At 63.0% G+C, this 23,635-nt stretch carries 27 protein-coding genes and 2 tRNA genes; 15 read left to right on the forward strand and 14 right to left on the reverse strand.

Going from position 1 to position 23,635, the window contains the following annotated elements; all coding sequences use genetic code 11:
• Nucleotide 1: 1 nt before the first annotated feature.
• From HRU92_RS04270 to HRU92_RS04300, 7 genes are all read right to left on the reverse strand, one after another.
• Nucleotides 2-775 carry an ABC transporter ATP-binding protein gene (locus HRU92_RS04270; protein ID WP_349236736.1) on the reverse strand — a complete coding sequence of 258 codons (774 nt, stop codon included), beginning with the start codon at nucleotides 773-775 and terminating at the stop codon, nucleotides 2-4.
• 14 nt (nucleotides 776-789) lie between these two features.
• Nucleotides 790-1,590: an ABC transporter permease gene (locus HRU92_RS04275; protein WP_172123131.1), complete on the reverse strand. Its 801-nt coding sequence runs from the start codon at nucleotides 1,588-1,590 to the stop codon at nucleotides 790-792.
• 207 nt (nucleotides 1,591-1,797) lie between these two features.
• Complete coding sequence (locus tag HRU92_RS04280; RefSeq protein WP_172123132.1) at nucleotides 1,798-2,796, reverse strand: amidohydrolase family protein; 999 nt, start codon at nucleotides 2,794-2,796, stop codon at nucleotides 1,798-1,800.
• Nucleotides 2,796-3,542 carry a glucosamine-6-phosphate deaminase gene (locus HRU92_RS04285; RefSeq protein WP_172123133.1) on the reverse strand — a complete coding sequence of 249 codons (747 nt, stop codon included), beginning with the start codon at nucleotides 3,540-3,542 and terminating at the stop codon, nucleotides 2,796-2,798. The genes HRU92_RS04280 and HRU92_RS04285 overlap by 1 nt, the downstream gene beginning before the upstream one ends.
• Nucleotides 3,543-3,603: 61 nt before the next feature.
• Nucleotides 3,604-4,428 (reverse strand): DeoR/GlpR family DNA-binding transcription regulator, encoded by an 825-nt coding sequence (locus tag HRU92_RS04290; protein WP_172123134.1) that lies wholly within the window; start codon nucleotides 4,426-4,428, stop codon nucleotides 3,604-3,606.
• Nucleotides 4,425-5,441: a protein phosphatase 2C domain-containing protein gene (locus HRU92_RS04295; RefSeq protein ID WP_172123135.1), complete on the reverse strand. Its 1,017-nt coding sequence runs from the start codon at nucleotides 5,439-5,441 to the stop codon at nucleotides 4,425-4,427. The genes HRU92_RS04290 and HRU92_RS04295 overlap by 4 nt, the downstream gene beginning before the upstream one ends.
• A gap of 42 nt (nucleotides 5,442-5,483) precedes the next feature.
• Nucleotides 5,484-6,476, reverse strand: a complete 993-nt coding sequence (locus tag HRU92_RS04300; protein ID WP_172123136.1) for an extracellular solute-binding protein — start codon at nucleotides 6,474-6,476, stop codon at nucleotides 5,484-5,486.
• Nucleotides 6,477-6,600: 124 nt separating this feature from the next.
• Here HRU92_RS04300 and HRU92_RS04305 point away from each other — a divergent pair, with 124 nt between their 5' ends.
• The 6 genes from HRU92_RS04305 (at nucleotide 6,601) to HRU92_RS04330 (ending at nucleotide 14,055) form a co-directional block, all read left to right on the forward strand.
• Nucleotides 6,601-7,659 carry an ABC transporter ATP-binding protein gene (locus HRU92_RS04305; RefSeq protein WP_172123137.1) on the forward strand — a complete coding sequence of 353 codons (1,059 nt, stop codon included), beginning with the start codon at nucleotides 6,601-6,603 and terminating at the stop codon, nucleotides 7,657-7,659.
• A complete protein-coding gene (locus tag HRU92_RS04310) occupies nucleotides 7,656-9,305 on the forward strand; it encodes an iron ABC transporter permease (protein WP_172123138.1) in 1,650 nt (549 codons plus the stop codon). Before HRU92_RS04305 ends, HRU92_RS04310 begins: the two co-directional genes overlap by 4 nt.
• A gap of 89 nt (nucleotides 9,306-9,394) precedes the next feature.
• Nucleotides 9,395-10,429: an extracellular solute-binding protein gene (locus tag HRU92_RS04315; RefSeq protein WP_210258535.1), complete on the forward strand. Its 1,035-nt coding sequence runs from the start codon at nucleotides 9,395-9,397 to the stop codon at nucleotides 10,427-10,429.
• A gap of 31 nt (nucleotides 10,430-10,460) precedes the next feature.
• Nucleotides 10,461-11,546, forward strand: a complete 1,086-nt coding sequence (locus tag HRU92_RS04320; RefSeq protein WP_172123139.1) for an ABC transporter ATP-binding protein — start codon at nucleotides 10,461-10,463, stop codon at nucleotides 11,544-11,546.
• On the forward strand, nucleotides 11,543-13,195 hold the full coding sequence (locus HRU92_RS04325) for an iron ABC transporter permease (RefSeq protein ID WP_210259486.1): 1,653 nt from the start codon (nucleotides 11,543-11,545) through the stop codon (nucleotides 13,193-13,195). The genes HRU92_RS04320 and HRU92_RS04325 overlap by 4 nt, the downstream gene beginning before the upstream one ends.
• 125 nt (nucleotides 13,196-13,320) lie before the next feature.
• Entirely contained in the window at nucleotides 13,321-14,055 is a 735-nt protein-coding gene (locus HRU92_RS04330) for a Crp/Fnr family transcriptional regulator (RefSeq protein WP_173087611.1), read from the forward strand.
• On the opposite strand, the gene HRU92_RS04335 is transcribed toward HRU92_RS04330, so the two are convergent.
• Nucleotides 14,052-14,291: a hypothetical protein gene (locus HRU92_RS04335; protein WP_127752880.1), complete on the reverse strand. Its 240-nt coding sequence runs from the start codon at nucleotides 14,289-14,291 to the stop codon at nucleotides 14,052-14,054. The two genes, HRU92_RS04330 and HRU92_RS04335, sit on opposite strands and share 4 nt — an antisense overlap.
• A 343-nt stretch (nucleotides 14,292-14,634) precedes the next feature.
• Here HRU92_RS04335 and HRU92_RS04340 point away from each other — a divergent pair, with 343 nt between their 5' ends.
• On the forward strand, nucleotides 14,635-14,856 hold the full coding sequence (locus tag HRU92_RS04340) for a hypothetical protein (protein ID WP_127752881.1): 222 nt from the start codon (nucleotides 14,635-14,637) through the stop codon (nucleotides 14,854-14,856).
• A gap of 111 nt (nucleotides 14,857-14,967) precedes the next feature.
• On the opposite strand, the gene HRU92_RS04345 is transcribed toward HRU92_RS04340, so the two are convergent.
• Both HRU92_RS04345 and HRU92_RS04350 read right to left on the reverse strand, forming a co-directional pair.
• Nucleotides 14,968-15,192 carry a hypothetical protein gene (locus tag HRU92_RS04345; protein ID WP_127752882.1) on the reverse strand — a complete coding sequence of 75 codons (225 nt, stop codon included), beginning with the start codon at nucleotides 15,190-15,192 and terminating at the stop codon, nucleotides 14,968-14,970.
• Nucleotides 15,193-15,366: 174 nt separating this feature from the next.
• Nucleotides 15,367-15,582, reverse strand: a complete 216-nt coding sequence (locus HRU92_RS04350; protein ID WP_127752883.1) for a cold-shock protein — start codon at nucleotides 15,580-15,582, stop codon at nucleotides 15,367-15,369.
• 324 nt (nucleotides 15,583-15,906) lie between these two features.
• On the opposite strand from HRU92_RS04350, the gene HRU92_RS04355 reads away from it, so the two are divergent.
• The 5 genes from HRU92_RS04355 (at nucleotide 15,907) to HRU92_RS04375 (ending at nucleotide 20,135) form a co-directional block, all read left to right on the forward strand.
• A complete protein-coding gene (locus HRU92_RS04355) occupies nucleotides 15,907-17,055 on the forward strand; it encodes an alpha-D-ribose 1-methylphosphonate 5-triphosphate diphosphatase (RefSeq protein WP_172123141.1) in 1,149 nt (382 codons plus the stop codon).
• A complete protein-coding gene (gene phnN / locus HRU92_RS04360; RefSeq protein WP_172123142.1) occupies nucleotides 17,052-17,600 on the forward strand; it encodes a phosphonate metabolism protein/1,5-bisphosphokinase (PRPP-forming) PhnN in 549 nt (182 codons plus the stop codon). Before HRU92_RS04355 ends, phnN begins: the two co-directional genes overlap by 4 nt.
• A 106-nt stretch (nucleotides 17,601-17,706) precedes the next feature.
• Nucleotides 17,707-18,507 carry a Hint domain-containing protein gene (locus HRU92_RS04365; protein ID WP_172123143.1) on the forward strand — a complete coding sequence of 267 codons (801 nt, stop codon included), beginning with the start codon at nucleotides 17,707-17,709 and terminating at the stop codon, nucleotides 18,505-18,507.
• A 118-nt stretch (nucleotides 18,508-18,625) separates the two neighbouring features.
• Nucleotides 18,626-18,699: transfer RNA gene (locus HRU92_RS04370), tRNA-Gly, on the forward strand.
• Nucleotides 18,700-18,845: 146 nt separating this feature from the next.
• Nucleotides 18,846-20,135, forward strand: coding sequence for a DUF6395 domain-containing protein (locus tag HRU92_RS04375; protein WP_172123144.1), 1,290 nt, complete (start codon nucleotides 18,846-18,848; stop codon nucleotides 20,133-20,135).
• Here HRU92_RS04375 and HRU92_RS04380 read toward each other — a convergent pair.
• A complete protein-coding gene (locus tag HRU92_RS04380; protein ID WP_172123145.1) occupies nucleotides 20,132-20,719 on the reverse strand; it encodes a HupE/UreJ family protein in 588 nt (195 codons plus the stop codon). The two genes, HRU92_RS04375 and HRU92_RS04380, sit on opposite strands and share 4 nt — an antisense overlap.
• Before the next feature lie 210 nt (nucleotides 20,720-20,929).
• Here HRU92_RS04380 and HRU92_RS04385 point away from each other — a divergent pair, with 210 nt between their 5' ends.
• Both HRU92_RS04385 and HRU92_RS04390 read left to right on the forward strand, forming a co-directional pair.
• On the forward strand, nucleotides 20,930-21,322 hold the full coding sequence (locus HRU92_RS04385) for an MAPEG family protein (protein ID WP_172123146.1): 393 nt from the start codon (nucleotides 20,930-20,932) through the stop codon (nucleotides 21,320-21,322).
• 56 nt (nucleotides 21,323-21,378) lie between these two features.
• Nucleotides 21,379-21,454: transfer RNA gene (locus HRU92_RS04390), tRNA-Trp, on the forward strand.
• A gap of 125 nt (nucleotides 21,455-21,579) precedes the next feature.
• Here the strand turns inward: HRU92_RS04390 and HRU92_RS04395 are convergent.
• The 3 genes from HRU92_RS04395 to HRU92_RS04405 form a co-directional block, all read right to left on the reverse strand.
• On the reverse strand, nucleotides 21,580-21,843 hold the full coding sequence (locus HRU92_RS04395; protein ID WP_127752890.1) for a hypothetical protein: 264 nt from the start codon (nucleotides 21,841-21,843) through the stop codon (nucleotides 21,580-21,582).
• A 207-nt stretch (nucleotides 21,844-22,050) separates the two neighbouring features.
• Nucleotides 22,051-22,716 (reverse strand): dihydrofolate reductase family protein, encoded by a 666-nt coding sequence (locus HRU92_RS04400; RefSeq protein ID WP_172123147.1) that lies wholly within the window; start codon nucleotides 22,714-22,716, stop codon nucleotides 22,051-22,053.
• Nucleotides 22,717-22,835: 119 nt separating this feature from the next.
• Nucleotides 22,836-23,165: a hypothetical protein gene (locus HRU92_RS04405; RefSeq protein WP_172123148.1), complete on the reverse strand. Its 330-nt coding sequence runs from the start codon at nucleotides 23,163-23,165 to the stop codon at nucleotides 22,836-22,838.
• A 250-nt stretch (nucleotides 23,166-23,415) separates the two neighbouring features.
• On the opposite strand from HRU92_RS04405, the gene secE reads away from it, so the two are divergent.
• Complete coding sequence (gene secE, locus HRU92_RS04410) at nucleotides 23,416-23,613, forward strand: preprotein translocase subunit SecE (protein ID WP_164854949.1); 198 nt, start codon at nucleotides 23,416-23,418, stop codon at nucleotides 23,611-23,613.
• Nucleotides 23,614-23,635 lie beyond the last annotated feature (22 nt).

A 23,635-nucleotide genomic window follows, 5' to 3' on the forward strand; every position in this document is an offset into this window, starting at 1 on the left:
CTTATTCCTCCTGGTTGTTGCTTTGGCCTGATCGTGTGTAGACGGCGTGCCAAACTTGGTTGCGGATTGCTGCAAATTGCGGTGACAGCCGGATCTCGTCGTTGCGCGGATAGGGCAGGTCGACCTCGATGATCTCCTGCAGCCGCCCGGGGCGTGAAGCCATGACCACCACCCGATTGGCGAGATAAACCGCCTCGTCCACATCATGGGTGATGAACATCACGGTGCGCCGCTCGCGCATCCAGGTGTCGAGCAGCTGGTTCTGCATCCGCACGCGCGTCAGGGCGTCGAGCGCACCGAAAGGCTCGTCCATCAGCAGCACCTGCGGATCCACCGCATAGGCCCGCGCAATGGCGCAGCGCTGCTTCATTCCGCCAGAAAGCTGCTTGGGCAGCGCATCGGCAAAATCCGAAAGGCCCACCAGTCCAATATAATGGTCCGAAATCCGCCGGCGCTCGGCCCGCTCCACGCCCTTGAGCTTGAGCCCGAATTCCACGTTCTGCCGCACCGTTAGCCAGGGAAACAGCGCATATTGCTGGAAGATGACGCCGCGCTCGGGTCCGGGCCCTTCCACCGCCTTGCCATCCACAAGGCACTGGCCGCTGCTCGGCTTGAGCAAGCCGGCCGCAATATTCATCGCTGTCGACTTGCCGCAGCCCGACGGGCCCACCACAGTGACGAATTCGCCATCGAACACCTGGAGGTTGAAGTTCTCCAGCGCCACGAAGCGCCCATCAGGCACGCCGAACACCCGTCCGACATCGCTGAAATCGATCTTGACCTCGGCGCTCAATGCTCAACCCTTTCCTGCCAGGAGGTCAGCCGACGCTCGAGAAACAGCACGATCCGATCCATGATCAGACCCAGGATCCCGATGGAGATCAGGGACACGAAAATAACGGGCAGGTCATAGTAGAGCTGCCCCTGTTGCATGCGGAACCCCAGCCCCGATTGCGCCGCGATCAGCTCGGCAGCGACCAGCGTCGCCCAGGCCGCACCCAGCCCGATGCGAAAGCCCACAAGGATGAACGGGGTAGAGGCGGGCACTACGACCTTGGTGAAGATCACCCAATCATTGGCCCCAAGCACGCGGGCGGCATTGATGAAGGTTTTGTCGACATTGACCACGCCCTGATAGGTCGCGACCACGGAAGCCAGGAACGAGGCGAGAAAGATCACGAAGATCTTGGGCGGCTCGTCGATCCCAAGCGTGACGATCGCCAGGGGAATAATCGCCAGTGGCGGGATCACCCGGAAGAACTGGATCCACGGGTCGATCAGCCCACGCGCCACCCGATACCATCCCATCAGGAAGCCGACCGGGATCGCGATGGTGATGCCCAGGAGGAAGCCTGTCAGCACCCGGACAATGGAAGCTCTGACGTCATTGAATAACTGTCCGCTGCTGATAGCAGTGCCAAAGCGCTGCACCACCTGAACTGGGCCCGGCAAGGGTGTTGAGCCGCTCGCTGAATACAGCCACCAGATCCCGATCCCGACCACAAAGGAAATGGTGCCCAGCGCAAGATTGGAGCGCAGCAGGCCGCCGGGTTGCCCCGTCTCCGCGGCGGCTTCATGGTTCGTGGTCATCCAAGTCATCCCTGATAGCGAACTCCTTCAATCCGCCGCGGGCATCTCCTAGAGGCGCCGTTTTGGATTGCCGAAGTGCCCGTCCGACTCTCGCCATCGGAACCGCAGCATCAGCTGTTGTGGCAGGAATGCTTGGAGGACGCCAGCGCGGCGCAGTCGCAGCTTATCGCGTGAGCCGGCCTTGATCCGGTGACGCGGACAATGGTTCTAAGACCTTCCAAGCACCCGCATTTCCCCGTCCCAGTCGATCTCGTCCGCCGGCAGGGCAATACCATGATGACTGGCGGCTGCAGCGATGGCGCGTCTTGGATTATCGGCGGCCATGATGATCGCGGTATCGAAGGAAGCGATGTTCCAGCGAACAACATTGCGGACCGCCTGATCCATCTCCAAAGCCGAACCGGCGAGATTGTCGTGCCCGGGGACCCGCACCACCCCATCAACATCGCGCTCTATGCTCATGCCCGCAAATTCGTATTGAGCAGGCTCCGCCGCCGCGGCCAGCACGGCGTCGCTCACCAGGATGGATTTGTCGACGCCCTTCAGGCGAACCAAAGCGCGCAGCGCGTCCGGTGCAATATGATGCCCATCCGCGATGAAGCACGCCCAGAGCCCCTCGGCTCCCAGCTGTGCCAGCAGCGTATTGTTGAGCTTGGGCAAGTGCTGGGGCAAGCCATTGCCCAGATGGGTTGAGCAGCTGGCGCCTGCCGCTACCGCCATCTCGATCTGTGCGTAATCGGCCGCACTGTGCCCGATACTGACCGCCATCCCGGCGTTCTTGAGTGCACGGATTGCTTCCGCGCTCCCTTGGCGCTCGGGCGCCAGCGTCACCATCAGGATCGGCCGCCCCAGCCCAGCGGACAAGCCCTGAACCATCGCAGCATCGGGGTCGCGCATCGCGTCGGCGGGATGACACCCCTGGTAGCCCGCTTCTGCACGCAGGAACGGCCCTTCGAGGTGATAGCCAGGAACCATGCTGGGGCCGAGCCGGCTGCTGCGGGCCGCCGCGTCAATCGCCGCGAGCCGCTCGGCCAGTTGATCGCGATGCGCCGTGATGATGGTCGGCAAACACCCGGTGACCCCGGCCTTGCGCATCGCCGCCAGGGCATGATCGAGGGCGTCCGGTGTAATCGCGGGATCGTTGAAGTCGACCCCGGCATAGCCGTTCACCTGCAGGTCAAACAGCCCGAGCGTGGTGATCGCCATCAGCCCTGCACGGGGCGCAGCAGGGACGCCGCTGCCGGGTCCAGATAAAGGCTGGCATCGGGATGCTGCTGAACAATCGAGGCGGGGAACAGGTTCGAGACCGGCCCCTCCACCGCGGCCTGCACCGCCTTGGCCTTGCGCTCATCAGGCACTGCAAGGATCAGCGCTTCGCACGCCATGATGCGCTTGATGCTCATGGAGATGGCCCGCGTGGGCACGGCCTCCAAGGTCCCGAACCAGCCTTCGCCGAACTGCTGTTGCCGGCACTCCCGATCGAGCTCCACCACGAGATAGGGCTGGTCGTAATCGAAGTTCGCCGGTGGGTCATTGAACGCGAGGTGGCAATTCTCCCCGATCCCGGCAAAGCATACATCGATTCGCTGGCCGGCCAGGGCTCCGTTGAGGCGCGCCAGTTCAGCATCAAGATCAGTGGCGTCGGCGTTGATGGCGAGGAACGACTTGTAGCCCGGCAGGCGATCCAGGAATCGCTCGCGCAGATAACGCCGGAAGCTCGCCCCATGCGCCACTGGCAGGCCGACATATTCATCCAGATGATAAAAGCTGACTGCCGACCAGTCGATTTCGGCCTGCAGCAGCTGTTCCAGCATCTCGAACTGGCTGGCGCCTGTCGCCAGCACCACATGGGCTTCCCCATGCTGCGCTATCGCCTCGCGGATCACGCGGGCACCATGTTCGGCGGCAGCCGCACCCAGCGCAGGCTTATCGGGGCAAATGGAAATCTTCACTGCAAACTCCGGCGAAAAGGGCAGGGATGGGAGCGGTTACGCCCGCGGGCCATGACAATGTTCAATCAAGCGCGATAACCCGCAAGCCGGCAAGCACTGCCGGATCATCAAAGCGCTCCTTGGGATCGCCATTCGTGATCAGCACGTCCACATCGGCCAGTTGGGTCACCACATGCGGCGCGCGGCGGCCGAACTTTTCGTCATGGGCCATCAGGATCACTTGCCGCGAATGGGGCAGGATGGCGCGGATCAGCTCGACCTCCATCGGGTCGAACTCCTGCACGACCCCATCGCGATCGATGGCGCTGGCGCCGATCACCGCGAGGTCGAACTTGAACCGGTGCCGGCTTTCATCGGCCATCGTGAGCACCGAGGAGTCCTTGTTGCGGACATAGCCGCCATAAACATAGACGGTGGCATCGGTCTTGAGCGCGCAGGAATGCGCCACTTCAAGGTTCGGCGTCGCGATCAGCACGCCAGGATGGCGCGCCAGCACTTCATGGAGGGAATCGAACGTCGTCCCCAGCCCCACGAAAATGGTCGCCCCGGGCGTCAGGAACTCCTCGAGCGCCAGCACCAGCCGGCGCTTGACCGCCACGCCCACCGCATGACGCTCGTCATGTGTATGATGCGCCACCCCCGGTGAGGCGAACGCACCGCCAAAACCCTTTTGCAGCAGCCCCTCGGTTTCGAGCGTGCGCAAATCGCGGCGAATGGTCTGGTAGGTCACGTCGAACCGCGCCGCCAGTTCAGCGACGGAAGCCGCGCCATTGGCCCGCACCGCTTCCAGGATTGCCTGCCGCCGCTCGCTCGCCCGGATATTGCCCCCCGCGCCAGCCTCGGCGTCGGCTTGCGGATGCAGCCGGGGCGCGTTCTCGCCGCTCATTTCAGCCGCACACCCAGATAGCTGCGGTCATCGGTCAGCTGCAGGGCCGTAGTGCCCTTGGTGCTTATATAGGGGCCGATCTTGTGCAGATCCTCTGCCTCCACTTCCTCGAAGGCGGCTTCCCAGGATGCCACGCCGAACTCGGCGCCCATCTTGAAATAGCCGTCCGAGAACAGCTCGATGGTCTCGACCTCGGCCAGCGGATAGCTGCGCGTCTCGATGAAGCGCTTGGGCACGGCAAAGCCATCCAGTCCGCCATAACCCAGCACCGGCTCGGTGACATTGGAGAATTGGCCCTGACCGTGGGAAATCCCGTGCTGGATCAGCACTAGGATTTCAGCCTCGGGCACGCTGGGCAGGTGCTGCCGGCAGGCGCTGAGGGCGCTCTGCTCGATCGCCTCCACGATTTCGGGCGCGGCGGTGACCGTGCCCGCCTGCTGGTTGCGCGTGCCCTGCCAGGTCATGGCCGCGGCATGCTTGTCGCACTCCTCGAGCGAAGCGCCCCGCTGTTCGAAATAGCGCCAGGTCTCGCGCCGCAGGATGGCGGTGACGTCATCGAGGGGCTTGAGCACCTGCAGCGTGTCGTGGCCGTTGATGCGAATACCGCTATCGCCAACCGCCACCACTTCGAGCCGGTCGCCCAGGAGCAGCGCGGCCATCACCGTGCAGCCGCCGCGCAGCTTCCAGTCCGCTTCCACGGCCTCGAGCGCCCCATGCTGGGCATAGCCGGCATGGATTGCCTTGCCGAGATAATCGACGAAATGCTCGCCGCCCTGGAATTGCAGGGCGGGCTGGTCGGGCTGGCCTTGCGCCAGCAGAAAGATTTCAATGGCCCGCTTGACGGTGCGCGAGGCAAACTGCCCCGACAGCATGCCGCCAAAACGGGTGCCATTGCGATCGGTTACGCCGTCGATGACGGCGTAACCTAGGTTCGGCATGACTACGAGGCTGTCTTCATTGGTCTCCGGCTGGCCAAATTTCTTGCCCAACGTAAAAGCTTCAAGCTGCCGCATGTAATCCTGCTCTAGTCGTGTTTTTCGGTGTGGTGGGCCGGCTTATTCGCCGATGGCCGTCCGCCACTTGGCCAGTACGTCCTCGGCGCCGCCGAACTCGCTGAGCGGCTTGACATTGACGAGGGTCAGATCGGCCAGGTTCGGCGTGCCGGCCGGGCCTTCAACGTCGAGGCGCACCGAGCGGCGGCCGATATCCATGGCGAGCTTTTCCTGGGTCGACTTGGACATGGCCCAGTCGATAAACGCCTTGCCGCCTTCTGGATTGGGGCTGTTCTTGACCAGCGCCACGCCATCGGGGGTCGCTGCCGTGCCATCGGTCAGGTGCACGATCGAGATCGGTGCGCCGCCCTGCACATATTCCAGCGCATTGTCTTCGAGGGTCAGGCCCATTGCGGTTTCGCCATCGGCAACAAAGCGCGGCACGGCGCCCGAAGAGTCGGCGAACACGAAGTTCTTGGCGATCTCGGCATACTTGTCCCAGCCTTCGTCACCAAAGACGGTGAGGACAGTCTGCAACTGCTGCATGGCCGAACCCGAACCATCGGCACGGGCCGTGGCGATCTGGCCGGACCATTTGGGATCGGCAAGCTCAGCCCAGGTCTTTGGCGCCGATTCGAGCGGCTGCAGGTCGGTGTTGACCGCCAGCACGTAAACAACGGCAGTGTAGGGGGTCCAGGCGGGATCCTTGACGAACTGCGGATCGATCTGGTCAGCCTCGGGGGGCGTATAGGGCTCCAGCAGATCGCTGAGTTCGGTCAGCTGGCTACCCGAGATGGACCAGATTACGTCTGCGGCCGGTGCGCCCGCTTCGGCCTGCACGCGCTTGGCGATATCGCCCGAACCGAGCTTGACCACTTCGGCCTTGAGGCCGGTTTCCTGCTCGAAGATCGGCAGCAGCGTATCGACGATCGATGACTTGTGGGCGGTGTAGATCACCACCGAGCCGTCCTGGGCCAGCGCCAGCGAGGTCATGCTGGTCGAGGCGATCAGGGCCGCGGCCGACAGTGCCAGGAATGTACGTTTGCGAATGCTCATTCGAATCCTCCGGTTCGTTTTTAGACATTTTTCGGGTGAGATGATCCTGAACTACGCCGAAAGATGTTGCAATACGAAACTAGGCCGGTGTCATATGTGACAACGCAGTCCGGGAGGAGCAGGCATGAGTTATCTTGAGGTCCGCAACGCTACCAAGCAGTTCGGATCCACTTTCACGGCATTGGCCGGCGTTTCCATTGCGGTTGAACGCGGCGAGTTCTTCACTCTTCTGGGCCCGAGCGGCTGCGGCAAGACCACCTTGCTGCGCGCCATCGCCGGCTTCAATGACCTCTCATCGGGCGAGATCACCCTGGACGGCGCCAATCTGCGCGTCGTGCCTCCGCATCAGCGCGATATCGGCATGGTCTTCCAGGACTATGCGGTGTTCCCCCATCTCAGCGTCTTCGACAACGTCGCTTTCGGCCTCAAGCCCCGCAAGGTGCCGGCCGCCGAGATCAAGACCCGTGTGACCACCGCGCTTGAAGCCGTACGCCTCGGCGCCATGGCCGACCGCCTTCCCGCCGCCATGTCGGGCGGTCAGCAGCAGCGCATCGGCTTGGCGCGCGCCATGGTCATTAATCCGCGCCTGCTGCTCATGGATGAGCCCCTGTCCAATCTCGACGCCAAGCTGCGCATCGAGCTGCGCGAGGAAATTCGCGACATCCAGAAGCAGGTCGATATCGCGACCATCTATGTGACCCATGATCAGGAAGAGGCGCTCGCGATCTCGGACCGCATCTGCGTTATGAGCGCGGGCAAGATCGAGCAGATCGGCACGCCCCAGCAGATCTATGGCGATCCGCAGACCAGTTTTGTCGCCCAGTTTGTGGGCACCCTCAACATCTTCACCCCGGGCGATGCGATCAATGTGCTCGTCGCCCAGCTAGGCCTGTTCAACGAAGGCGTCGCCAACTGGACCATCCGCCCGGAACGTCTAGCCCTTGGGAACGGCACCGAGCCGGCCTCTGCCCAAACCGCTACGCTGCCCGGCACCGTGACCAAATACACCTATCTCGGGCGCGAGGCTCATGTGCAGGTGGAAACCCCGGCTGGCGTTGTCATCGTTCAGCTGGCCGATCCCGGCATGGCGGCGACCAGGCAGGCGGGCGAAACGGTCTCGGTTCTGGTGCCGCGTGATGCCCTCATGGCGTTCCGCGCCGATGGCACGAGGATCCAGCAATGACCCTGCTGCAGCGCCTCAATTTCTGGTCCGTGGTGATGATTCTCACCTGGGTCCTGCTGTTTGTGCTGCTGTTCATTCCTGTGGGCTCGGTCCTGGTGTCGAGCCTTTATGATCAGTCCGGCAATCTGACCATCGCCAATTACCTCAAGTTCCTTGGGGAACCGCGCTTTCGGCAGGCCTTCGTCAACACGCTGGTGGTGGGCTTTGGCGGCCTTTTCGGCGCGCTGCTGCTCGGCTCCATCATGGCCTTTTGCGTGTCGCGCTTTGTTATTCGCGGCGGCAAGTTCGTCTCGCTCCTGGCCATTCTCGCGCTCGTCTCGCCGCCCTTTATCGGCGCCTATTCCTGGATCGTGCTGTTCGGGGCAGGGGGCGTGGTGCGCGGCTGGCTGCGCGAAGTGGGGATCACCATGCCGCCCATTTACGGGCTGGGTGGCATCCTCATCGTCTTCTCGCTCAAGTTCTATCCATACGTGTACCTGATGGTCTCGGGCGCACTGAGCAACGTCAACCGCTCGCTTGAGGAAGCAGCCGAAGGCCTGGGGCTAACCCCTTGGCAGCGCACCATGCAGATCTCGTTTCCGATGGTGTTCCCGGCCTTGACGGCTGGTGGGCTGCTCGCCCTTATCCACGCCATCGCCGACTTCGGCACGCCGCGTCTCCTCGGCCGTGGCTACAACGTGCTCGCCACCGAAGCCTTCACGCTCTATTCGGCCGAAGTGGGCTCCAACATGTCCATGGCCACCACGATCAGCGTCGTGCTGATCCTGGTGTCGATGGTCTTCGTCATGCTCCAGCGCTACATGTCGCGCCGCAATGTTTATCATGGCAACATGATCAACAAGCCGACCCGCATCCAGCTCAAGGGCTGGCGCAATGTCCTGGCGCACTTTGCCGTCTACTTAATTGGCCTGTGCGGTGCGATGCCAGTCATCATCTCGGTGATCTATTCCTTCCGCAAAACCAACGGCCCGGTGTTCCAGCAGGGCTTTGCCCTCCAGAGCTATGAACGCATCCTGTTCAACCTCGGCGATGTCGTGCGCAACTCGCTCACCTTCTCGGTGGCAGCGGTTGTTCTGATCGTCATGGTCGGCACCGTGGTCGGCGTACTGGTGGCGCGGCGCACCAATCTCAACACCGCGCTGCTCGATGGGGCCTTCATGGTCCCCTATGTGATGCCCGGCATTGTCATCGGCATTGCCTTCATCGCCGCCTTCAACACCGGCCCCATCGTGCTGACCGGGACGGCTGCGATCATCATCCTGTCCATCTTCATCCGGCGGCTGCCCTACACGGTCCGCACCACCGCTTCTTCCCTGCGACAAATTTCCCCCAGCATGGAGGAAGCCGCGGTATCGCTCGGCTACAGCCCCTTCCAGGCATTTCTGCGCATCACCGTGCCGCTGATCGTCCCCGGCATCATCGCCGGCGGCATGCTCAGCTTCGTCACGGCGATCAACGAGCTGTCGTCCTCGCTCGTCCTTTATGTCGGCAGCACCATGACCATGCCGGTGCGCATTTACCTCCTGATCCTCGACGGTGATTTCGGCACCGCCGCGGCCCTTTCGACCGTGTTGCTGCTGTTGAGCGGCTGTGCCGTCTACATCGCGTTCCGCTTCATGGGCCGCAATGAACAAGCACTGCTGTGACATCTGTGCAGCTTGACCATCTCACCGGGCAGGGGCCTTTACGCCCCAGCTTCATCTACTTGCCCCGCATCCAAGCAAAGGATCGCTCAATGAACCGCACCTCCATGATCAGCGTGTCAGCTCTTGCCCTGGCCCTCGGCATGTCCAGCCTTGCCGCGCTGCCTGTGCTCGCCCAGGACGACATTTCGGGCTCGACCCTGGTTGTTTACACGCCCAATGAAGAAGGCATGCTCGACAGCCTCATCCCCGTCTTTGAAGACCAGACCGGCGTTGAAGTGCAGTTGATCACTGCCGGCACCGGTGAGCTCTACCAGCGCATCGGCAGCGAAGCGGGCAATCCGCAGGGCGATGTGATGTTCGGTGGCGGCGCCGCCCAGGCCAATGCCAATCAGGAACTCTGGGCCGAGTATGTCTCGCCCGGCGATGCCGAGATGGTCGAAGCGGGCAAGAACACCACCGGCTTCTTCACCCCCTACCAGGCCGATGGCTCGAACCTGCTGGTCAACACCGAAGCGGCCGCCAAGGCCGGCGTCGAGATCGACAGCTATGCCGATCTGCTCGCCCCCGAGCTCAAGGGCAAGATCGCCTTTGGCGATCCCACGGCTTCGTCTTCCGCCTTCGCCCAGCTTACCAATATGCTCAAGGCCGTCGGCGGCGATTATGAATCCGACAAGGGCTGGGAGTTCGTTCGCTCCCTCGTGACCCAGCTCGATGGCATCACCATCGGCTCCTCGAGCCAGGTGGCCCAGGACGTCGCCAATGGCGAATACATCGTCGGCCTGACCTATGAGCCGCTCTCGTTCAACTTCGTCCAGAGCGGCGCTCCCGTCGAGATCGTCTACCCCGAAGAAGGCGCGGCCTTCCTGCCCGCGACCGTCCAGGTCATCAAGGGCGGCCCCAATGAGGCGGCTGCCCAGGCCTTCATCGACTTCGTGATCACCGAAGAAGGCCAGACCATCATTGCCGAGCAGACCGCCGGCCGTCCCCTGCGTGAAGGCGTCGACAAGCCAGGCCTGCCGGCGCTCGCTGATATCCCGACCGTGCAGGAAGATGGTGCCTATGTCGCGGCCCATCGCGACGAGATCGTCGCCAAGTACAAGTCCATCCTCGAGGAACAGTTTTAATGCTTGATGGCATCAACCAGGGGGCAGCGCGGTGACCAGTATTGCGCTGCGCTCGCTCCGCAAGGAGTACAACAACCAGGTCGCGATCCCCGATCTCGACCTGGACATTGCCGATGGCGAGTTCTTCACGCTGCTGGGTCCCTCCGGCTGCGGCAAGACCACGCTGTTGCGCATGATTGCCGGCTTCAACTCCATTGAATCCGGCACCATCTCGTTCGACGGCGCGGTGATCAATGATCGCCCGCCGGCCGCGCGCAATATCGGCATGGTGTTCCAGAACTACGCCTTGTTCCCGCAGATGACGGCGGCCAAGAACGTCGCCTTTGGTCTGCAGACCCGCAACGTGGAAAAGGCCGAGATGGCCCGCCGCGTCGAGGCCGCGCTCGCTTCCGTACACATGGCCCATCTCAAGGACCGGCTGCCCGGCGCCATGTCCGGCGGCCAGCAGCAGCGCGTTGCACTGGCCCGTGCCCTCGTGATTCAGCCGGCCGTGCTGCTGATGGACGAGCCCCTGTCCAATCTTGACGCCAAGCTGCGCGTTGAGATGCGCGACACCATCCGCCTAGCGCAGCGCGAGGCGGGGATCACCACCGTCTACGTGACCCACGACCAGGAAGAAGCGATGGCGGTGTCCGACCGCATTGCCGTGATGCACCAGGGCGTCGTGCAGCAGGTCGGCACGCCCGCCCAGATCTACCGCCATCCGGCCAACCGCTTCGTTGCCGAATTCATCGGCAAGACCAATCTCCTCACCCGCGATCTGCGCCGCCTCGACGGCCGCGCCCTGATCGATCTCGGCGATGGCGAACCCCTCGACATCACTGCTGCCGTCAACGACACCGCCACCGGCACCGTCGAAGTCTCGGTGCGCCCCGAAGCCGTGCGTGCCGCCGCAACCGGCCTGCCGGCCGAGATCGCTGAGGAAACCTTCCTTGGCTCTCATTCCCAGGTCCAGGCGCGCCTGCAGACCGGGGAAACCGTGGAGTTCCTCGAATTCTCCCGCCGCTCCTCCCAGTGGACCCGTGGCGAGCAGGTCTTCCTGCAGTTCGACCGCGACATGCTGACTTTCTTTGATGCGCAAAGCGGCACCTCCATCAGCAATGGAGCCCAGCAGTGAAGCTCGCCGGCGATCGTCTCGACGGCTGGACGGCCATCGCACTGACCCTCACCGGCGGCTACCTGCTCATGGTGATCTGGCCGCTCGTGATCGTGCTGATCAACAGCGTCAGCGCTGGCGGCGAGTTCTCGCTCGCCGGCTTCGCGACCTTTTTCTCCTCGCGCCTGTATTACGGTACCCTGGTCAACAGCCTGCTCGTGACCGTCTGTGTCACCATCCTGGCGCTGGCAGTGGCGTTCCCGCTCGCTTACTTCATGACCATGTTCCGCATCCGCGGCAATCGCACCGTGCAGATGCTGATCCTGGCCTCCATGATGTCCCCGCCATTCATCGGGGCTTATTCCTGGATCCTGCTGCTGGGCAACAACGGCATGATCACCCGCTGGCTCGAAAGCACCTTCGGCATCGAATCGCCCAGCATCTATGGCTTTCCCGGCATTGTCCTGGTGCTCACGCTCCAGCTCGTGCCGCTGATCTTCACCTATTTGATGGGCGCCTGGCGCACCATCGATGTGTCCCTGCTCGAGGCTTCCGAAAGCATGGGCATCACCGGCTGGCGTCGCGCCATGCAGGTGATCTCGCCGCTGCTGCTGCCCACCGTGCTGGCCGGGAGCCTCCTGGTGTTCGTGCGCGCCTTTGCCGATTTCGGCACCCCGATGTTGATCGGGCAGGGATTCCGCACCATCCCCGTGCTCATCTACAGCTCCTTTGTGGGCGAGGTCAGCATCGACAAGAGCTTTGCCGCCGCGGTGGCCGTCATCGTCATCCTGGTGACGCTTACGGTCTTTCTCGTGCAAAAAGTGCTGGTGGATCGCCGGCAGTTCTCGATGACCGCCCTGCGCTCCGTCGAGGCCCGCAAGCTTCCAGGCTGGCGCGGCGTTGCCGTGCATGCCTATGTCTATGGCTTCCTGGTTCTCGCCTTGGCGCCGCTTGCAGTTGTCGTGGTCAGCTCGTTTCGCAAGACGCTCTACGGTCAGTTCGTGGCCGGCTGGACGCTCGACAGCTATACCGACGCCCGCCGCGACATCTTCCGCTATATCGGCAATACCTTCGGCATTGGCCTGACCGCGCTGGTCATCCTCGTCGTCATCGCCGTGCTGGTTGCCTACCTGACCGTGCGGCGCAAGGGTGCCCTCAGCAATACGCTCGATACCATGACCATGGTGCCCTATGTGGTGCCCGGTCTCATCATCGGCATTGCTCTCGTCACCGCCTTCAGTCAGGGCCCGCTGGTGCTGACCGGCACTTTCGCCATCATGGTGATCGCGCTGACCATCCGGCGCCTGCCTTATGCCGTGCGCTCCACCACCGCGCTCATGCACCAGATCAGCCCCAGCATCGAGGAAGCGGCGATCAGCCTCGGCGCCTCCAAGTTCCGCACGCTGGTCCGGGTGATCGTGCCCGCGCTCGCGCCCGGCATCATGTCGGGCGCGGTGCTGAGCTGGGTGACCATCATCACTGAGCTCAGCACGACACTGTTCCTCTACAACACTTCGACGCAAACGCTCTCGCTGGGCATCTACGCCCAGGTGATCCGCGGCCAGCTCGGCACCGCCGCTGCGTTGTCGACGATCCTGCTGGCGCTGACCATGCTGTCCCTCTTCCTGCTGATGCGCCTGCCCGGCGGTCACAAGGAACTGCGCGTTTAACCCGGTGGAGCTGGCGGCAAGCTGTCCGCCAGTTCACGCCCACCAGCATGATTGCCTTGGTTGCGTGCTGCAACTAGGCTAACCCTCTGGTCGGCGCTGTTTGTCCGCGCTGCCCGGGGGATCCCATGAAAGCAGAAACCGGCAACCTGTTCCGTAAGCTGGAAGCCATTGGTGAACTGACCGAGGAGATGAAGGCGGCGATCGACGCCATGCCCCTCCAGGTCAAGTCGCTGGCCAAGGGTGAGCACGTCGTCAGCGATGGCGAAATCTCCCGGCATAGTTGCCTGCTGCTCGAAGGCATGCTGCACCGCCGCAAGCTGACGCCCCAGGGCAATCGGCAGATCCTTTCCATCCACATCCCGGGGGATGTGCCCGATCTGCACAGCTACCATCTCAAGAAGATGGACCATGACCTGGTGGCAACGGTCGACTGCCAGGTAGCCTTGATCGCCCACGAGGACATCGGGCAGGCTATCCACGCCAGCCCGGCGCTGAGCGACCTTCTCTGGCGCGAAACCCTTATCGATGCCGCCACCTTCCGCGCCTGGATGACCATGATCGGCCAAACCCAGACGCTTGCCCGTGTCGCCCATATCCTGTGCGAGCTTTATGTCCGCTGGGAGATGATCGGCGACCTCGAAGGCGGGCCTTTTCCCTTCCCGCTAAGCCAGGACGAAGTGGCCGATGTGATCGGCGCCAGCATTGTCCTTGCCAGCCATAGCTTGCAGGCCCTGCAGCAGCGCGGATTGGTCAGCCTGGAGGGGGGCAAGGCGACCGTGCTCGATTGGCCCGCCCTGCGCGACCTCGCGCAGTTCGAACCCGCCTACCTCTATTACCTCCACGAGACCCGCAGGCGCTAAGCCTGGCCCGGCCGCTTGATCGTCAAGCTGATGGAGAGCTCCAGCAGTCGCTCCTGGTGCTCGTCTCGCACCCACATGGTGATGCTGCCCGGCGGCGAGGTGGGAATCAAATCGCGCACCATCTCGGCCAGCGCCTTCACAGCCTCATCCTCCGCGGCCTGTTCGTCGCGCAGGTTCGTGCCTTCCGAGTCTTCGTGGAAGCTCCCGTCATCGACGTCGAAAAAGAAGCGCTGCATCACAAAGGCACCCTGTGTAGCCCGTCAACGAAGATGGAGCAGGCCAGTTGCTGAATTAACCTGCGCCGGGCTCGGGTCTTTGCACCACGCCAAGCAAGCTTGTGCGGCTAAGGTCCTGATTATTCTCCTATCGTGAAATCCGGCCACTGCCCATGATTTAGGTCAAGCAATCGTGAGCCGCAAAGTGATACCAATAAAGGGGCTCCGAAGCGGTGCTCGCCGCCGCGGGTGCTTTGCCCAGCTTGGGCTTTCCTGTGGGCAACTTATGGTTTCGCAACTCTTGCGGGTGACGCCGAACCGCCAAAAGCGCACTGTGCCGAGGCAACGCACCGGGGCCGATACGATGCACCTGCTACCCCACACCATGCAGACCATTCTCGACGAGCAACCCGCATCAGCCGATTCGGTGACGGCGCAAGCAGTGTCGCGGCTCGAGCAGCGCTTTGGGATGACGGCAGCGATGTCGCTCAATGCCCGGCTGCTGGCCGAGGCACTCAATGCCGCCCTTTCCGATCCCCACACCCGCAGCCTCTTGCAGGCACCAGGCACGGCCGGCGCGGTTTAGCGCTGGCCCGGACCGGCGCTCCAACGGCAAAAGCGCCCCGCAGAAGCCTGCAAGGCGCTGAACAGCACGGCACTGGATGTTATCGGGGCGGAGCCCTCTGCAGGCCCGGGCTTAAAGCCCCTGCAGATCAGCCTCGGCGACGACGCGCTCGCGACCGTCGGAATCATCGTGGACGCGGTACTGAAATTCGCGGCCTTCAAACGGCAGCAGGCGCAGCACGACGCATGGCGTCGCCGCCTTGCCTGCGCGCACATTGCTCAGCAGCATCAGCCGATCGCCGGTGCTGTAGAGATGGTTGACCTGGCGGGCAACGGGGGCAGGGATGCTACGGGCCATCGGCGCAACATTATCAGTCACCGCAGGCACAGGGGCAGCAGCTGCGGAACCCCGGCTGCGCTTCATTGGCACTGCGATACTTTTCAAGTTAGCCGACACAAGAGCACTCCCGCCTGGAACAAAACAAACACCGGGATGTGCCAGGCGGCGCACCCCGGTGCTAAAGTCTTGGGCTTAGCTCAGCAGCGACAGATTGGCTGCCGAAACCTTGCCGTCACGACCGGTTTCCAGTTCGTAGGAAACCTTGTCGTTTTCATACAGGCCCTGCAGGCCCGAACGCTCTACTGCCGAGATGTGGACGAAAGCGTCCTTGCTGCCATCTTCAGGCGAAATAAAGCCGAAGCCCTTGGTGGTGTTGAAGAATTTTACGGTACCATTGATGGTTGCCATGATGAAGTCCTTTGAAAGCCCGAAGCACATGCAAGCGAGCGCTCCCTTGGGCGACATGCGCAAGGGTGATAACGTTCGCAAGAAAGAGAAGGGAGCCAGGGCCCGGAGAACCGGAAGATCAGGCAGCCGACGATTGGCTGTAAACGTGTAACCCTTGTATGACAGTCAATGGTGTTCAAAGCAAGGCCGCATGTCCGCCGCGCCAAACCGGGCCAGTTAGGCCCCGGGAAGCGGCTGGCGCTTTAAAGGCTGGCGACATGCCGGCGGCCCAACTACCATCATATTATTCCGGCCTTCTTCCGGCTTTTCACTGCGGACCTTTCCATGACCACAGCCTTCCCGGCAGACCTTGTTCTCAACAATGCACGTATGGTGCTGGCCGATGAGGTGATCCAGGGTTCCCTTCGTGTTGTGGACGGGCATATCGCCGAGATCGGCACCATAAGTGCATCCGGCACGGATCTGGAGGGGGACTACCTGATCCCCGGTCTCGTGGAACTCCATACCGACCATCTCGAAACCCATTACGCCCCGCGTCCCCGCGTGCGTTGGAACCCTGTCGCGGCAGTGCAGGCCCATGATGCCCAGATCGCCGCTTCGGGTATCACCACCGTGCTTGATGCCATTCGCGTTGGCACCGACGAGCACGCCGATGTCGGCCTGGATGAGTCGCGCATTCTGGCCGGGGCGATTGCGGCGGGGACGCGGGCAGGGCGCCTGCGCGCCGAACATCACGTCCATCTGCGCTGCGAGGTTTCCGCACCCGATTGCCTTGAGAGCTTTTTGCAGGTGATGGACGATCCCCAGGTGCGCTTGGCATCGTTGATGGACCACGCGCCGGGCCAGCGCCAGTTCGTCAAGGAAGAGGTTTATAAGTCCTATTACCAGGGCAAGCTCAAGCTCAGCGACGCCGCGCTCGAGGAGTTCACCACGCGGCGCAACATCGAATCGCAAACCTTTGCCGGCCGCCACCGCCGCGCCATTGCCGATCTGTGCCAAAGCCGCGCCATCGTGCTGGCCAGCCACGACGACGCGACCTCAGACCATGTGGAAGAAGCAGTGACGCTCGGCACCCATATTGCCGAATTTCCCACCACGCTGGATGCGGCGCGCGCCTCCCGTGAGGCGGGCATGGCGATCCTGATGGGCGGGCCCAATGTGGTGCGCGGTAGCTCCCACTCAGGCAATGTCTCGGCCCGCGCGCTGGCCGCCGCCGACCTGCTCGACATCATCTCCTCGGACTACATCCCTTTCAGCATGTTGCAGGCCGCCTTTGCCCTCGCCGACGGCCCCGAAGGGGTGAGCTTGCCCAAGGCTGTGCAACTGGTCACCAAGCGTCCGGCCGCCGCCATCGGCTTTGATGACCGTGGCGAGATCGCCGTCGGCAAGCGCGCCGACCTGGTGCATCTGCGCATCGAAGACGGCATCCCGATCGTCCTGACCGTGTGGCGCCAAGGTCGCCGGGTGGTATGACCGGCACCTTCGTCGCCGTTGTTGGCCCCAGTGGCGTCGGCAAGGACAGTCTGATCCGCTTCGCCCGCGATCGGCTGGGCGATAAGATCTGTTTCGTGCGCCGGGTCGTTACCCGCAGCGCCGATGGCAATGCCGAGGATCACGACACGCTTGATCCCGAAGGTTTCATGGCCGCCGAAGCCCGCGGCGATTTCGCGCTTAGCTGGGCTGCCCACGGCCTGCGCTACGGTCTTCCGGTCGCGCTGGAACATGAACTCGCCAGTGGCCGGGTCGTCGTCGCCAATCTCTCCCGCGGCGTGTTGCCAGCGCTGCTGCAGCGCTATCCCACCGCGGTGGTCGTCTCCGTGGTGGCTGATCGCCCGGTGATCGCCGAGCGGCTCCTGCGCCGCGGCCGGGAATCACCGGCCTCGGTGGAGCGACGCCTCGCGCGCCGCATCGAGTGCAACACCGTGCCCGCCAACGCCGTCGTCATTGACAATTCGGGTGAGCTTTCCGTTGCCGGCGCTCAATTCGTGACGCTGCTGCAAGAGCTCGGCGGGCGGTGAACTAAGCTATAGTAAGTACGGGAAAGTCCAGCTTACTCCAATGTTTAACTGTGCGTGATTCTGCACCTCTATACAGTGTTCTGTAGTTACGAGAGTAGGCAGCAGCATGGATCTTCCTGGCATCGGCAGACGTGAGTTTCTCGCCAAGGCAACCCGCACTTTCACCGCTACGCTCCTGGCCGGCTCGCTCGCAGCTTGCGGGTCGGGCGGGCACCGGCGCAGCGCCCGGTCCCGCTCCGTGATTGGCGGTGGGGCCGCCGACACTGACGCCGTCTCCTGCTTCCTGCCCGGCACGCGCATCGGGACCGCCAAGGGCACTGTTGCCGTCGAAACCCTGCGGATCGGCGATCTCGTGCAAACCGCTTCCGGCACTCAGCCCGTCAAATGGATCGGGCGCAGCCTGCGCCATCGTCCCGCCGCCGGCTGGTCGCTCACGATGCGGCCGGTTCGCATCCGCCGCTCGGCCATGGCCCGAAATGTCCCCAGTCGCGACCTGCTGGTCTCGCGCGAACACAGCCTCTTTCTCGACGGCGTGCTGATCCCCGCCTATCAACTCATCAACGGCACCACCATTACGGAAGAGCCCTGGGATCATTCCCCCACACTCGAGCTGTTCAACATCGAATTGGCCGAGCATCAGGTGATCTTTGCCAATGGCGTTGCGGTCGAAACCCTCCTCGCCAATAATGGCCGTGACCAGTTCGACAATGCCGCCGAGTATGCGCTTCTCTACGGCCCGCACACTGCAATCACCGCCAAATACGCCCGCGTCATCCGCTATGGTCGCCGCCGCGACCGTGCCCTCGCCTCTGTCAGGCGCTGGCTCACCGGCTGGGGTCTTGATCTGCGCGACGCCTCCATGCGCGCCCATGACCGCTTCGCCGCCCGCGCCCAAATGGCCGGTTGAGCGGGCAGGGGCCTCGCTGCGCATCAATCCCCCGGCAAAGTGCGCGATGGCCCACCCGCGCTCTTGCATTGGCCTGCGCCTCCCGCTAGTTCTGTGCGTCGGGTTCGCCCCCAAGCGGGCGGGTATAGCTCAGTGGTAGAGCAGCAGCCTTCCAAGCTGAATATGCGGGTTCGATTCCCGCTACCCGCTCCAAAATTCCTCACATTGTCAGTAAATTACCGGCACGCGCTGCAAGCGCGTCGTAACTCCGTTGCAACTCCCATCGCGGGTACGGCTGCATTGGCGCCGGCAATCCTCCATATTGGGCCCGGACGTCTGCCGGCCGTGGAGGACCCCCGATGCATTTCACCTTCCGCCAGGAGCCAGGGGTGTTCACCATCACCGCCGGGCTGGTCGACGCCCATGGCGATATGCGCACCGGCAACCGCGTACAGAGCGATAAAACGCCGCTCACGCTGACCGAAACCCGCGTGTCCTTCGGCCTCGATATCCAGAACCTTGATTACGATCGGCTGGCGCTGGCCTGCTGCCTGCTCTTCCTGCCTTTCATCGGCAACAAGGTCTCTTTTTCCTTCCCAGTGTCCGATGTGATCCCCGAGTTCCTTCACGCCAACAAACGCGGCGCTCCCGGGCCCGAGCCGGTCGAAGTCACCACCACCGTAACGGGGCCGCGCCCCGAGAATGCTTCGCCCATCACCCTCGCCACCTGCGGGCTCGCCTTGGGCGGGGGCTTTGATGCCGTCGCGGTCAAGACGCTGCTGCCCGAAGTGTTCAGCTACCACCTCGTCAGCGCCATCATCGTCAACAACGTCTTCCACCTGCCCATCTACCGCTTCTACGCCGATCGGGACGCCATCCGGCTCAACGACGCCCCCGTCTGCGACCAGTATATCTGGACCAATGCCGAAAACATCGCGTCCCCGCGCGGCGTCACCACCTGGGCCACCTATGCCATTCCCATGCTGCTGGCCGGAGCCGATCGCGGCCTCAACTGCATCCTGTCGGGCACGGTGTTCGAAGGCTCGTTCAACGAAAACGGCCGCCGCTATGTCGAGTTCAGGCCCGGCAATCGCCATGATACGATCGGCCGGGCCTTCGCCGCCCTTGGCCTGCGCATCGCGCCTGCCGCCACCATGCTGCCCGAATATCTCAACATCAAGGAAGTTGCCCTGCATGGATTGGGCGACCAGGTCTCGTTCTGTATCATGGGGCCAAATGGCGGGCCCTGCGGGCGCTGTCTCAAATGCTACCGCAAGCGCCTGCTTTACGAGGCCCTGAAGCGCGAAACCGCTATCTCCATTCCCCAGTTCGAAGCGATGGACATCGCCCGCTTCGACAATCCCTATATCGCCAAGCTCTGCCAGGTCAGGCCGGTTTACCTCGCATCCTCGTTCAAATGGCTGCAGGACCGGGTGCCGGAGAGCCTCTACCTGCCCAGCATGGCGGAGGCGGTTGCGCAGGTGCCCCCCGTCCGCTTCGATCTCGGCCGATACTTCCCACCGGGGCTCGATATTTTGCCCGACACCATCGCGTCAGCCATGACCGAACGCTTGTCGCGGCGCTACCAGCCCATGAGCGCGGAGGAGATCGCCGCGGTGCGGGCGTGGAACTGCTTTGCTGCCGCCTAGATCCAGCCCGTGATCGCACCCAGGCCCGCCAGGGCAAAGCCGCCGCCTGCCAGGCGCGCCGCACCGGCGCCAAACCGCCCGGCGAGTCGCGCCACCGTCAAGCTCGCCGCCATCCCGGCAAGATGCAGGCTCGCGGTCGCCAGCGTGAATCCCGCGACATAGTCCAGCCCATTGGCGCCGCCGGGCATTTCCGCCCCATGCGCGTGGCCATGGAACAGCGCGAAAACCCCCACGAGGCCCATCGCCGCCGCCACCGGCATCGGCCGCCCCAGCGCCGCGGCGCCCCCGATCAGCACGCTCGAAACGGCAATCCCCAGTTCCACAAACGGCACCGGCACCCCGGCGACCCCAGCGCCAAAGCCAACAATCATCATTGCCACAAAGCTCAGCGGCACCGCCCAAAGCGCGCGGCCGCCCAACACAAAGGCGAACACCCCAACCGCCACCATCGCCAGCAGATGATCGAGCCCACCAACGGGATGCTCGAACCCGTGCACAAAGCCGAGGGCGTGTTCGGGCCCGCTATGGGCAAAGGCAAGGTTGGGAAAAACGGCGAGCATAACAAGGGCAAGCACTAGGCGCATCGATATCCTTTCGGGGACACGTCCGTCCCTCCGGTTCAGGTTGCTTCCCACGGCTTCCATTCACTCGCGCGTTAGTTATCCCCGGAGGCGCCACGCTTGTAAATGCCCCCTCGTGCCTCGCGCACCTTGTTTGCCGCCCCGGCGTTTAGCGGTTCTCAAGCCCCTGGCGCTGGGCCACACTGCACGCCTTAACCGGAGTCGCCCCTTGCCATGCTGTTGATCATCTTTCTTGTGCTGCTGCTGCTTTTTATGCAGTCCCAGCTTCCCGGCGTTCTCCTGGCCAAGCAGGTCGGGCCCGAGGCGCAAATGGGCGCGCGCGACAATCTGCCCGAACCCACGCCCGAACTAGCCCGCTCACGCCGCGCCCTCGCCAATCTGCAAGAAAACCTGCCGGCTTTTCTCACTCTGGCCGTGCTCTCGATTGTGCTGGGGGAGCAGGGCTGGCTGTCCCTGCTGGGCGCGACATTGTTCCTCGCTGCGCGAGTCGCACATCTCTTGTGCTATATGCGCGCGCTCAGCCCCTGGCGCTCGATCAGTTATGCGCTGGGGCTGCTCGGCACCATCCTTGTGGCGATCCCGCTTGTGCCCCATCTTTGGGGATGAGCGTCGCGAACCTCTTGCACACCGCGCGCTTTGCCATTAGTGGATAGCTCGCCTGAAGGGGTTTAGCTCAGTTGGTAGAGCATCGGTCTCCAAAACCGAGGGTCGTGGGTTCGAGTCCCCCAGCCCCTGCCAGGCACTTCCACCATTGATCGCTGCCAGCCCGCTCGGTGAGCGGGCTTTTTGTTGCCTGGCCGGTTTGGTGATGCGCTTGGCAAGAAACCGAAAGCGACCTATGGCCCGGCTCTGCCCCTTGGGAGCTATTCGTTCCACTTGGGAACGGGGCTGAAACGGGGCAGCTCCTTGAAGCGCTGTTCCAGCTGGTTCTGCCGCCAGTCGGTCTGCAAATCCTTCAGTTGCCGTTCATTGGCACGCGCCGCGGTTTCCTCGGCCAGTTCCTGCTGGATGCACACGATGCGGTTATTGGTTTCCTGCACGCTGCGGGTGCCGGGCGGGCAGGCGGCCATTGCTCCGCTGACGGGTACGAGCAACACGGCGGCAATGAGGGCGGATCGCAACAGCATGGTTTGGCTCCATTCGTATCCGCGCAAGCGCGGCAGAAAACTCACCCCTTAATTTAGGCCATATCAGCGGGAATGAAACCCCGCGAGGCTCCTCAGGCCGATCACTGCACCAGCAACTCCTGCCGCAGTGCCACCAGCCTTCGCCCATTTCCTGAAAAGGAGGGTAGGGGCGGGGGCACCGTCCCCCGGCACCAGTGCACGCAGACACTATCCTTCCCGGGCCATCCGCTCCTGCCGCGCTTGTTCTGCCGCCGTGGGCTCGGCCAAGGCAAAGGATCCGGTTGAAACCTCTCCCGCGCGCTCATAAACGCTCATGCTGACCCCGCTCGCCGAGACGCTGTTGCTGACGAGTTTAAGGGCCCGCGGCTTGGTGCCGTGCCCGAACAGCCGCTTGCCCGGGCCCAGCAGCACGGGAAAGCTCAGGAGCCGAAGTTGATCCACAAGGTCATGGGCCAGCAGCGTTTGCACCAACACCGTGCTGCCTTGCGTCAGCAGATGGGGGCCATCCTCCGCCTTGAGGCGCCTTAGGGGCTCCACCACCTCACCGCGCAGCGGAGTGGTATTGATCCACCCAAACTCCTGGTCGGATCGGGTAGCGACATATTTCGTCACCTTGTTGAAGGCCGTGGCGATCGGATCATCCGCCGGCATATGCGGCCAGTGCGCAGCAAATATTTCGTAGGTCTTGCGCCCGAGCAGCAGATCATAGGGTTCGGCAAACCCGGCATCCATGAATTGCCCCACCGCTTCGTCGAAATAAGGGACACCCCAACCACCATATTGAAAGCCACCCGTGGGATCTTCGCTTGGGCCCCCGGGCGCCTGCATCACGCCGTCAAGGCTGGCAAATGCACCTACGATGAGCTTTCTCATGCCTGTAACTCCTCATATCCGTCGCAATCAGGACGCCCACAAAGGCGCAGAGCCGACATCCAGCCACACGGAAATTTGCATCGGCGCTGCAGGGGAGTTCGGATCGGCGTTATGAGGCTTCAGCGCAGTCGGCCCTGAGCCCGGCCACTAGGCTCCGCGGTAGCGGCCGCCATTGCTTCGCTCGCCGCGAGTTCGTCCGCCTCCATCTGCTCGTGCCGGGCCTTGATCCGGTTGAGCTGATGGGCGGCGTGGGCAAGCAGTGCAGTGCGGATTTCCGCAGCCTGGGCGCGCCCGATATCGGCTCGGCATTTCAGGTCCAGCGAGAACTCGGAAACCGCGCCCATGAAGGTTTCGCGCACCTTTACCCGGATCACCCCGACCGTGCGGCCCTTGATGATGCGGTGCGGCTCGAAATACAGGATGTCACAGGCCTTGATCTCAAAGCTCATCGACCCGTCCTCCACCGGCCAACCGCCCGATCGCATCAAAGCAGATCAGTGTGACACTGCAACCCAACTTCCCGGCCTAGCTCGGTGGATGTAGACTGCGGCAGGTAAGCTGTTCGGGCTCGGTGCGGTCCAACAAATCGGGCAGGGCCTGTTGCAATCCGCGTCTGATTTCTCTAGATAGCAGCTTCCAGCCGTGCGGGTGTCCTGCGCGGCCTTTGGTTTTGCACCAAAACACCAAAGAGATGATTCGCTGATGGCGCGTACGAACCCGATCACCTTCCTCCAGCAGGTTCGAACCGAAGTCAGCAAGGTGACTTGGCCCGGCCGCAACGAGGTGATGATCTCTACGATCATGGTACTTGTGCTGGTTATGTTGGCCAGTCTGTTTTTCTTGTTGGCCGACCAGCTGATTTCGTGGCTGGTATCGCTGATGCTGTCGATCCGCTAAAGCGGTCGGCGAATAACCACTA

This window comes from Devosia sp. 1635 (assembly GCF_013185955.1).
Classification (GTDB): Bacteria; Pseudomonadota; Alphaproteobacteria; order Rhizobiales; family Devosiaceae; genus Devosia.

What these genes read in the sequence shown, in the direction of transcription:
- HRU92_RS04335 (WP_127752880.1), bottom strand. Translation starts at nt 14,291, where the DNA reads ATGCAGCGCTTCTTTTTCGACGTCGATGACGGGAGCTTCCACGAAGAC.
- HRU92_RS04385 (WP_172123146.1), top strand. Translation starts at nt 20,930, where the DNA reads ATGCTGTTGATCATCTTTCTTGTGCTGCTGCTGCTTTTTATGCAGTCC.
- HRU92_RS04305 (WP_172123137.1), top strand. Translation starts at nt 6,601, where the DNA reads ATGAGTTATCTTGAGGTCCGCAACGCTACCAAGCAGTTCGGATCCACT.
- HRU92_RS04315 (WP_210258535.1), top strand. Translation starts at nt 9,395, where the DNA reads ATGAACCGCACCTCCATGATCAGCGTGTCAGCTCTTGCCCTGGCCCTC.
- HRU92_RS04345 (WP_127752882.1), bottom strand. Translation starts at nt 15,192, where the DNA reads ATGGCCCGTAGCATCCCTGCCCCCGTTGCCCGCCAGGTCAACCATCTC.
- HRU92_RS04375 (WP_172123144.1), top strand. Translation starts at nt 18,846, where the DNA reads ATGCATTTCACCTTCCGCCAGGAGCCAGGGGTGTTCACCATCACCGCC.
- HRU92_RS04400 (WP_172123147.1), bottom strand. Translation starts at nt 22,716, where the DNA reads ATGAGAAAGCTCATCGTAGGTGCATTTGCCAGCCTTGACGGCGTGATG.
- HRU92_RS04300 (WP_172123136.1), bottom strand. Translation starts at nt 6,476, where the DNA reads ATGAGCATTCGCAAACGTACATTCCTGGCACTGTCGGCCGCGGCCCTG.
- HRU92_RS04275 (WP_172123131.1), bottom strand. Translation starts at nt 1,590, where the DNA reads ATGACCACGAACCATGAAGCCGCCGCGGAGACGGGGCAACCCGGCGGC.
- HRU92_RS04280 (WP_172123132.1), bottom strand. Translation starts at nt 2,796, where the DNA reads ATGGCGATCACCACGCTCGGGCTGTTTGACCTGCAGGTGAACGGCTAT.
- HRU92_RS04355 (WP_172123141.1), top strand. Translation starts at nt 15,907, where the DNA reads ATGACCACAGCCTTCCCGGCAGACCTTGTTCTCAACAATGCACGTATG.
- HRU92_RS04310 (WP_172123138.1), top strand. Translation starts at nt 7,656, where the DNA reads ATGACCCTGCTGCAGCGCCTCAATTTCTGGTCCGTGGTGATGATTCTC.
- HRU92_RS04340 (WP_127752881.1), top strand. Translation starts at nt 14,635, where the DNA reads ATGCACCTGCTACCCCACACCATGCAGACCATTCTCGACGAGCAACCC.
- HRU92_RS04405 (WP_172123148.1), bottom strand. Translation starts at nt 23,165, where the DNA reads ATGAGCTTTGAGATCAAGGCCTGTGACATCCTGTATTTCGAGCCGCAC.
- phnN (WP_172123142.1), top strand. Translation starts at nt 17,052, where the DNA reads ATGACCGGCACCTTCGTCGCCGTTGTTGGCCCCAGTGGCGTCGGCAAG.
- HRU92_RS04365 (WP_172123143.1), top strand. Translation starts at nt 17,707, where the DNA reads ATGGATCTTCCTGGCATCGGCAGACGTGAGTTTCTCGCCAAGGCAACC.
- HRU92_RS04380 (WP_172123145.1), bottom strand. Translation starts at nt 20,719, where the DNA reads ATGCGCCTAGTGCTTGCCCTTGTTATGCTCGCCGTTTTTCCCAACCTT.
- HRU92_RS04350 (WP_127752883.1), bottom strand. Translation starts at nt 15,582, where the DNA reads ATGGCAACCATCAATGGTACCGTAAAATTCTTCAACACCACCAAGGGC.
- HRU92_RS04295 (WP_172123135.1), bottom strand. Translation starts at nt 5,441, where the DNA reads ATGCGGCAGCTTGAAGCTTTTACGTTGGGCAAGAAATTTGGCCAGCCG.
- HRU92_RS04290 (WP_172123134.1), bottom strand. Translation starts at nt 4,428, where the DNA reads ATGAGCGGCGAGAACGCGCCCCGGCTGCATCCGCAAGCCGACGCCGAG.
- HRU92_RS04330 (WP_173087611.1), top strand. Translation starts at nt 13,321, where the DNA reads ATGAAAGCAGAAACCGGCAACCTGTTCCGTAAGCTGGAAGCCATTGGT.
- HRU92_RS04395 (WP_127752890.1), bottom strand. Translation starts at nt 21,843, where the DNA reads ATGCTGTTGCGATCCGCCCTCATTGCCGCCGTGTTGCTCGTACCCGTC.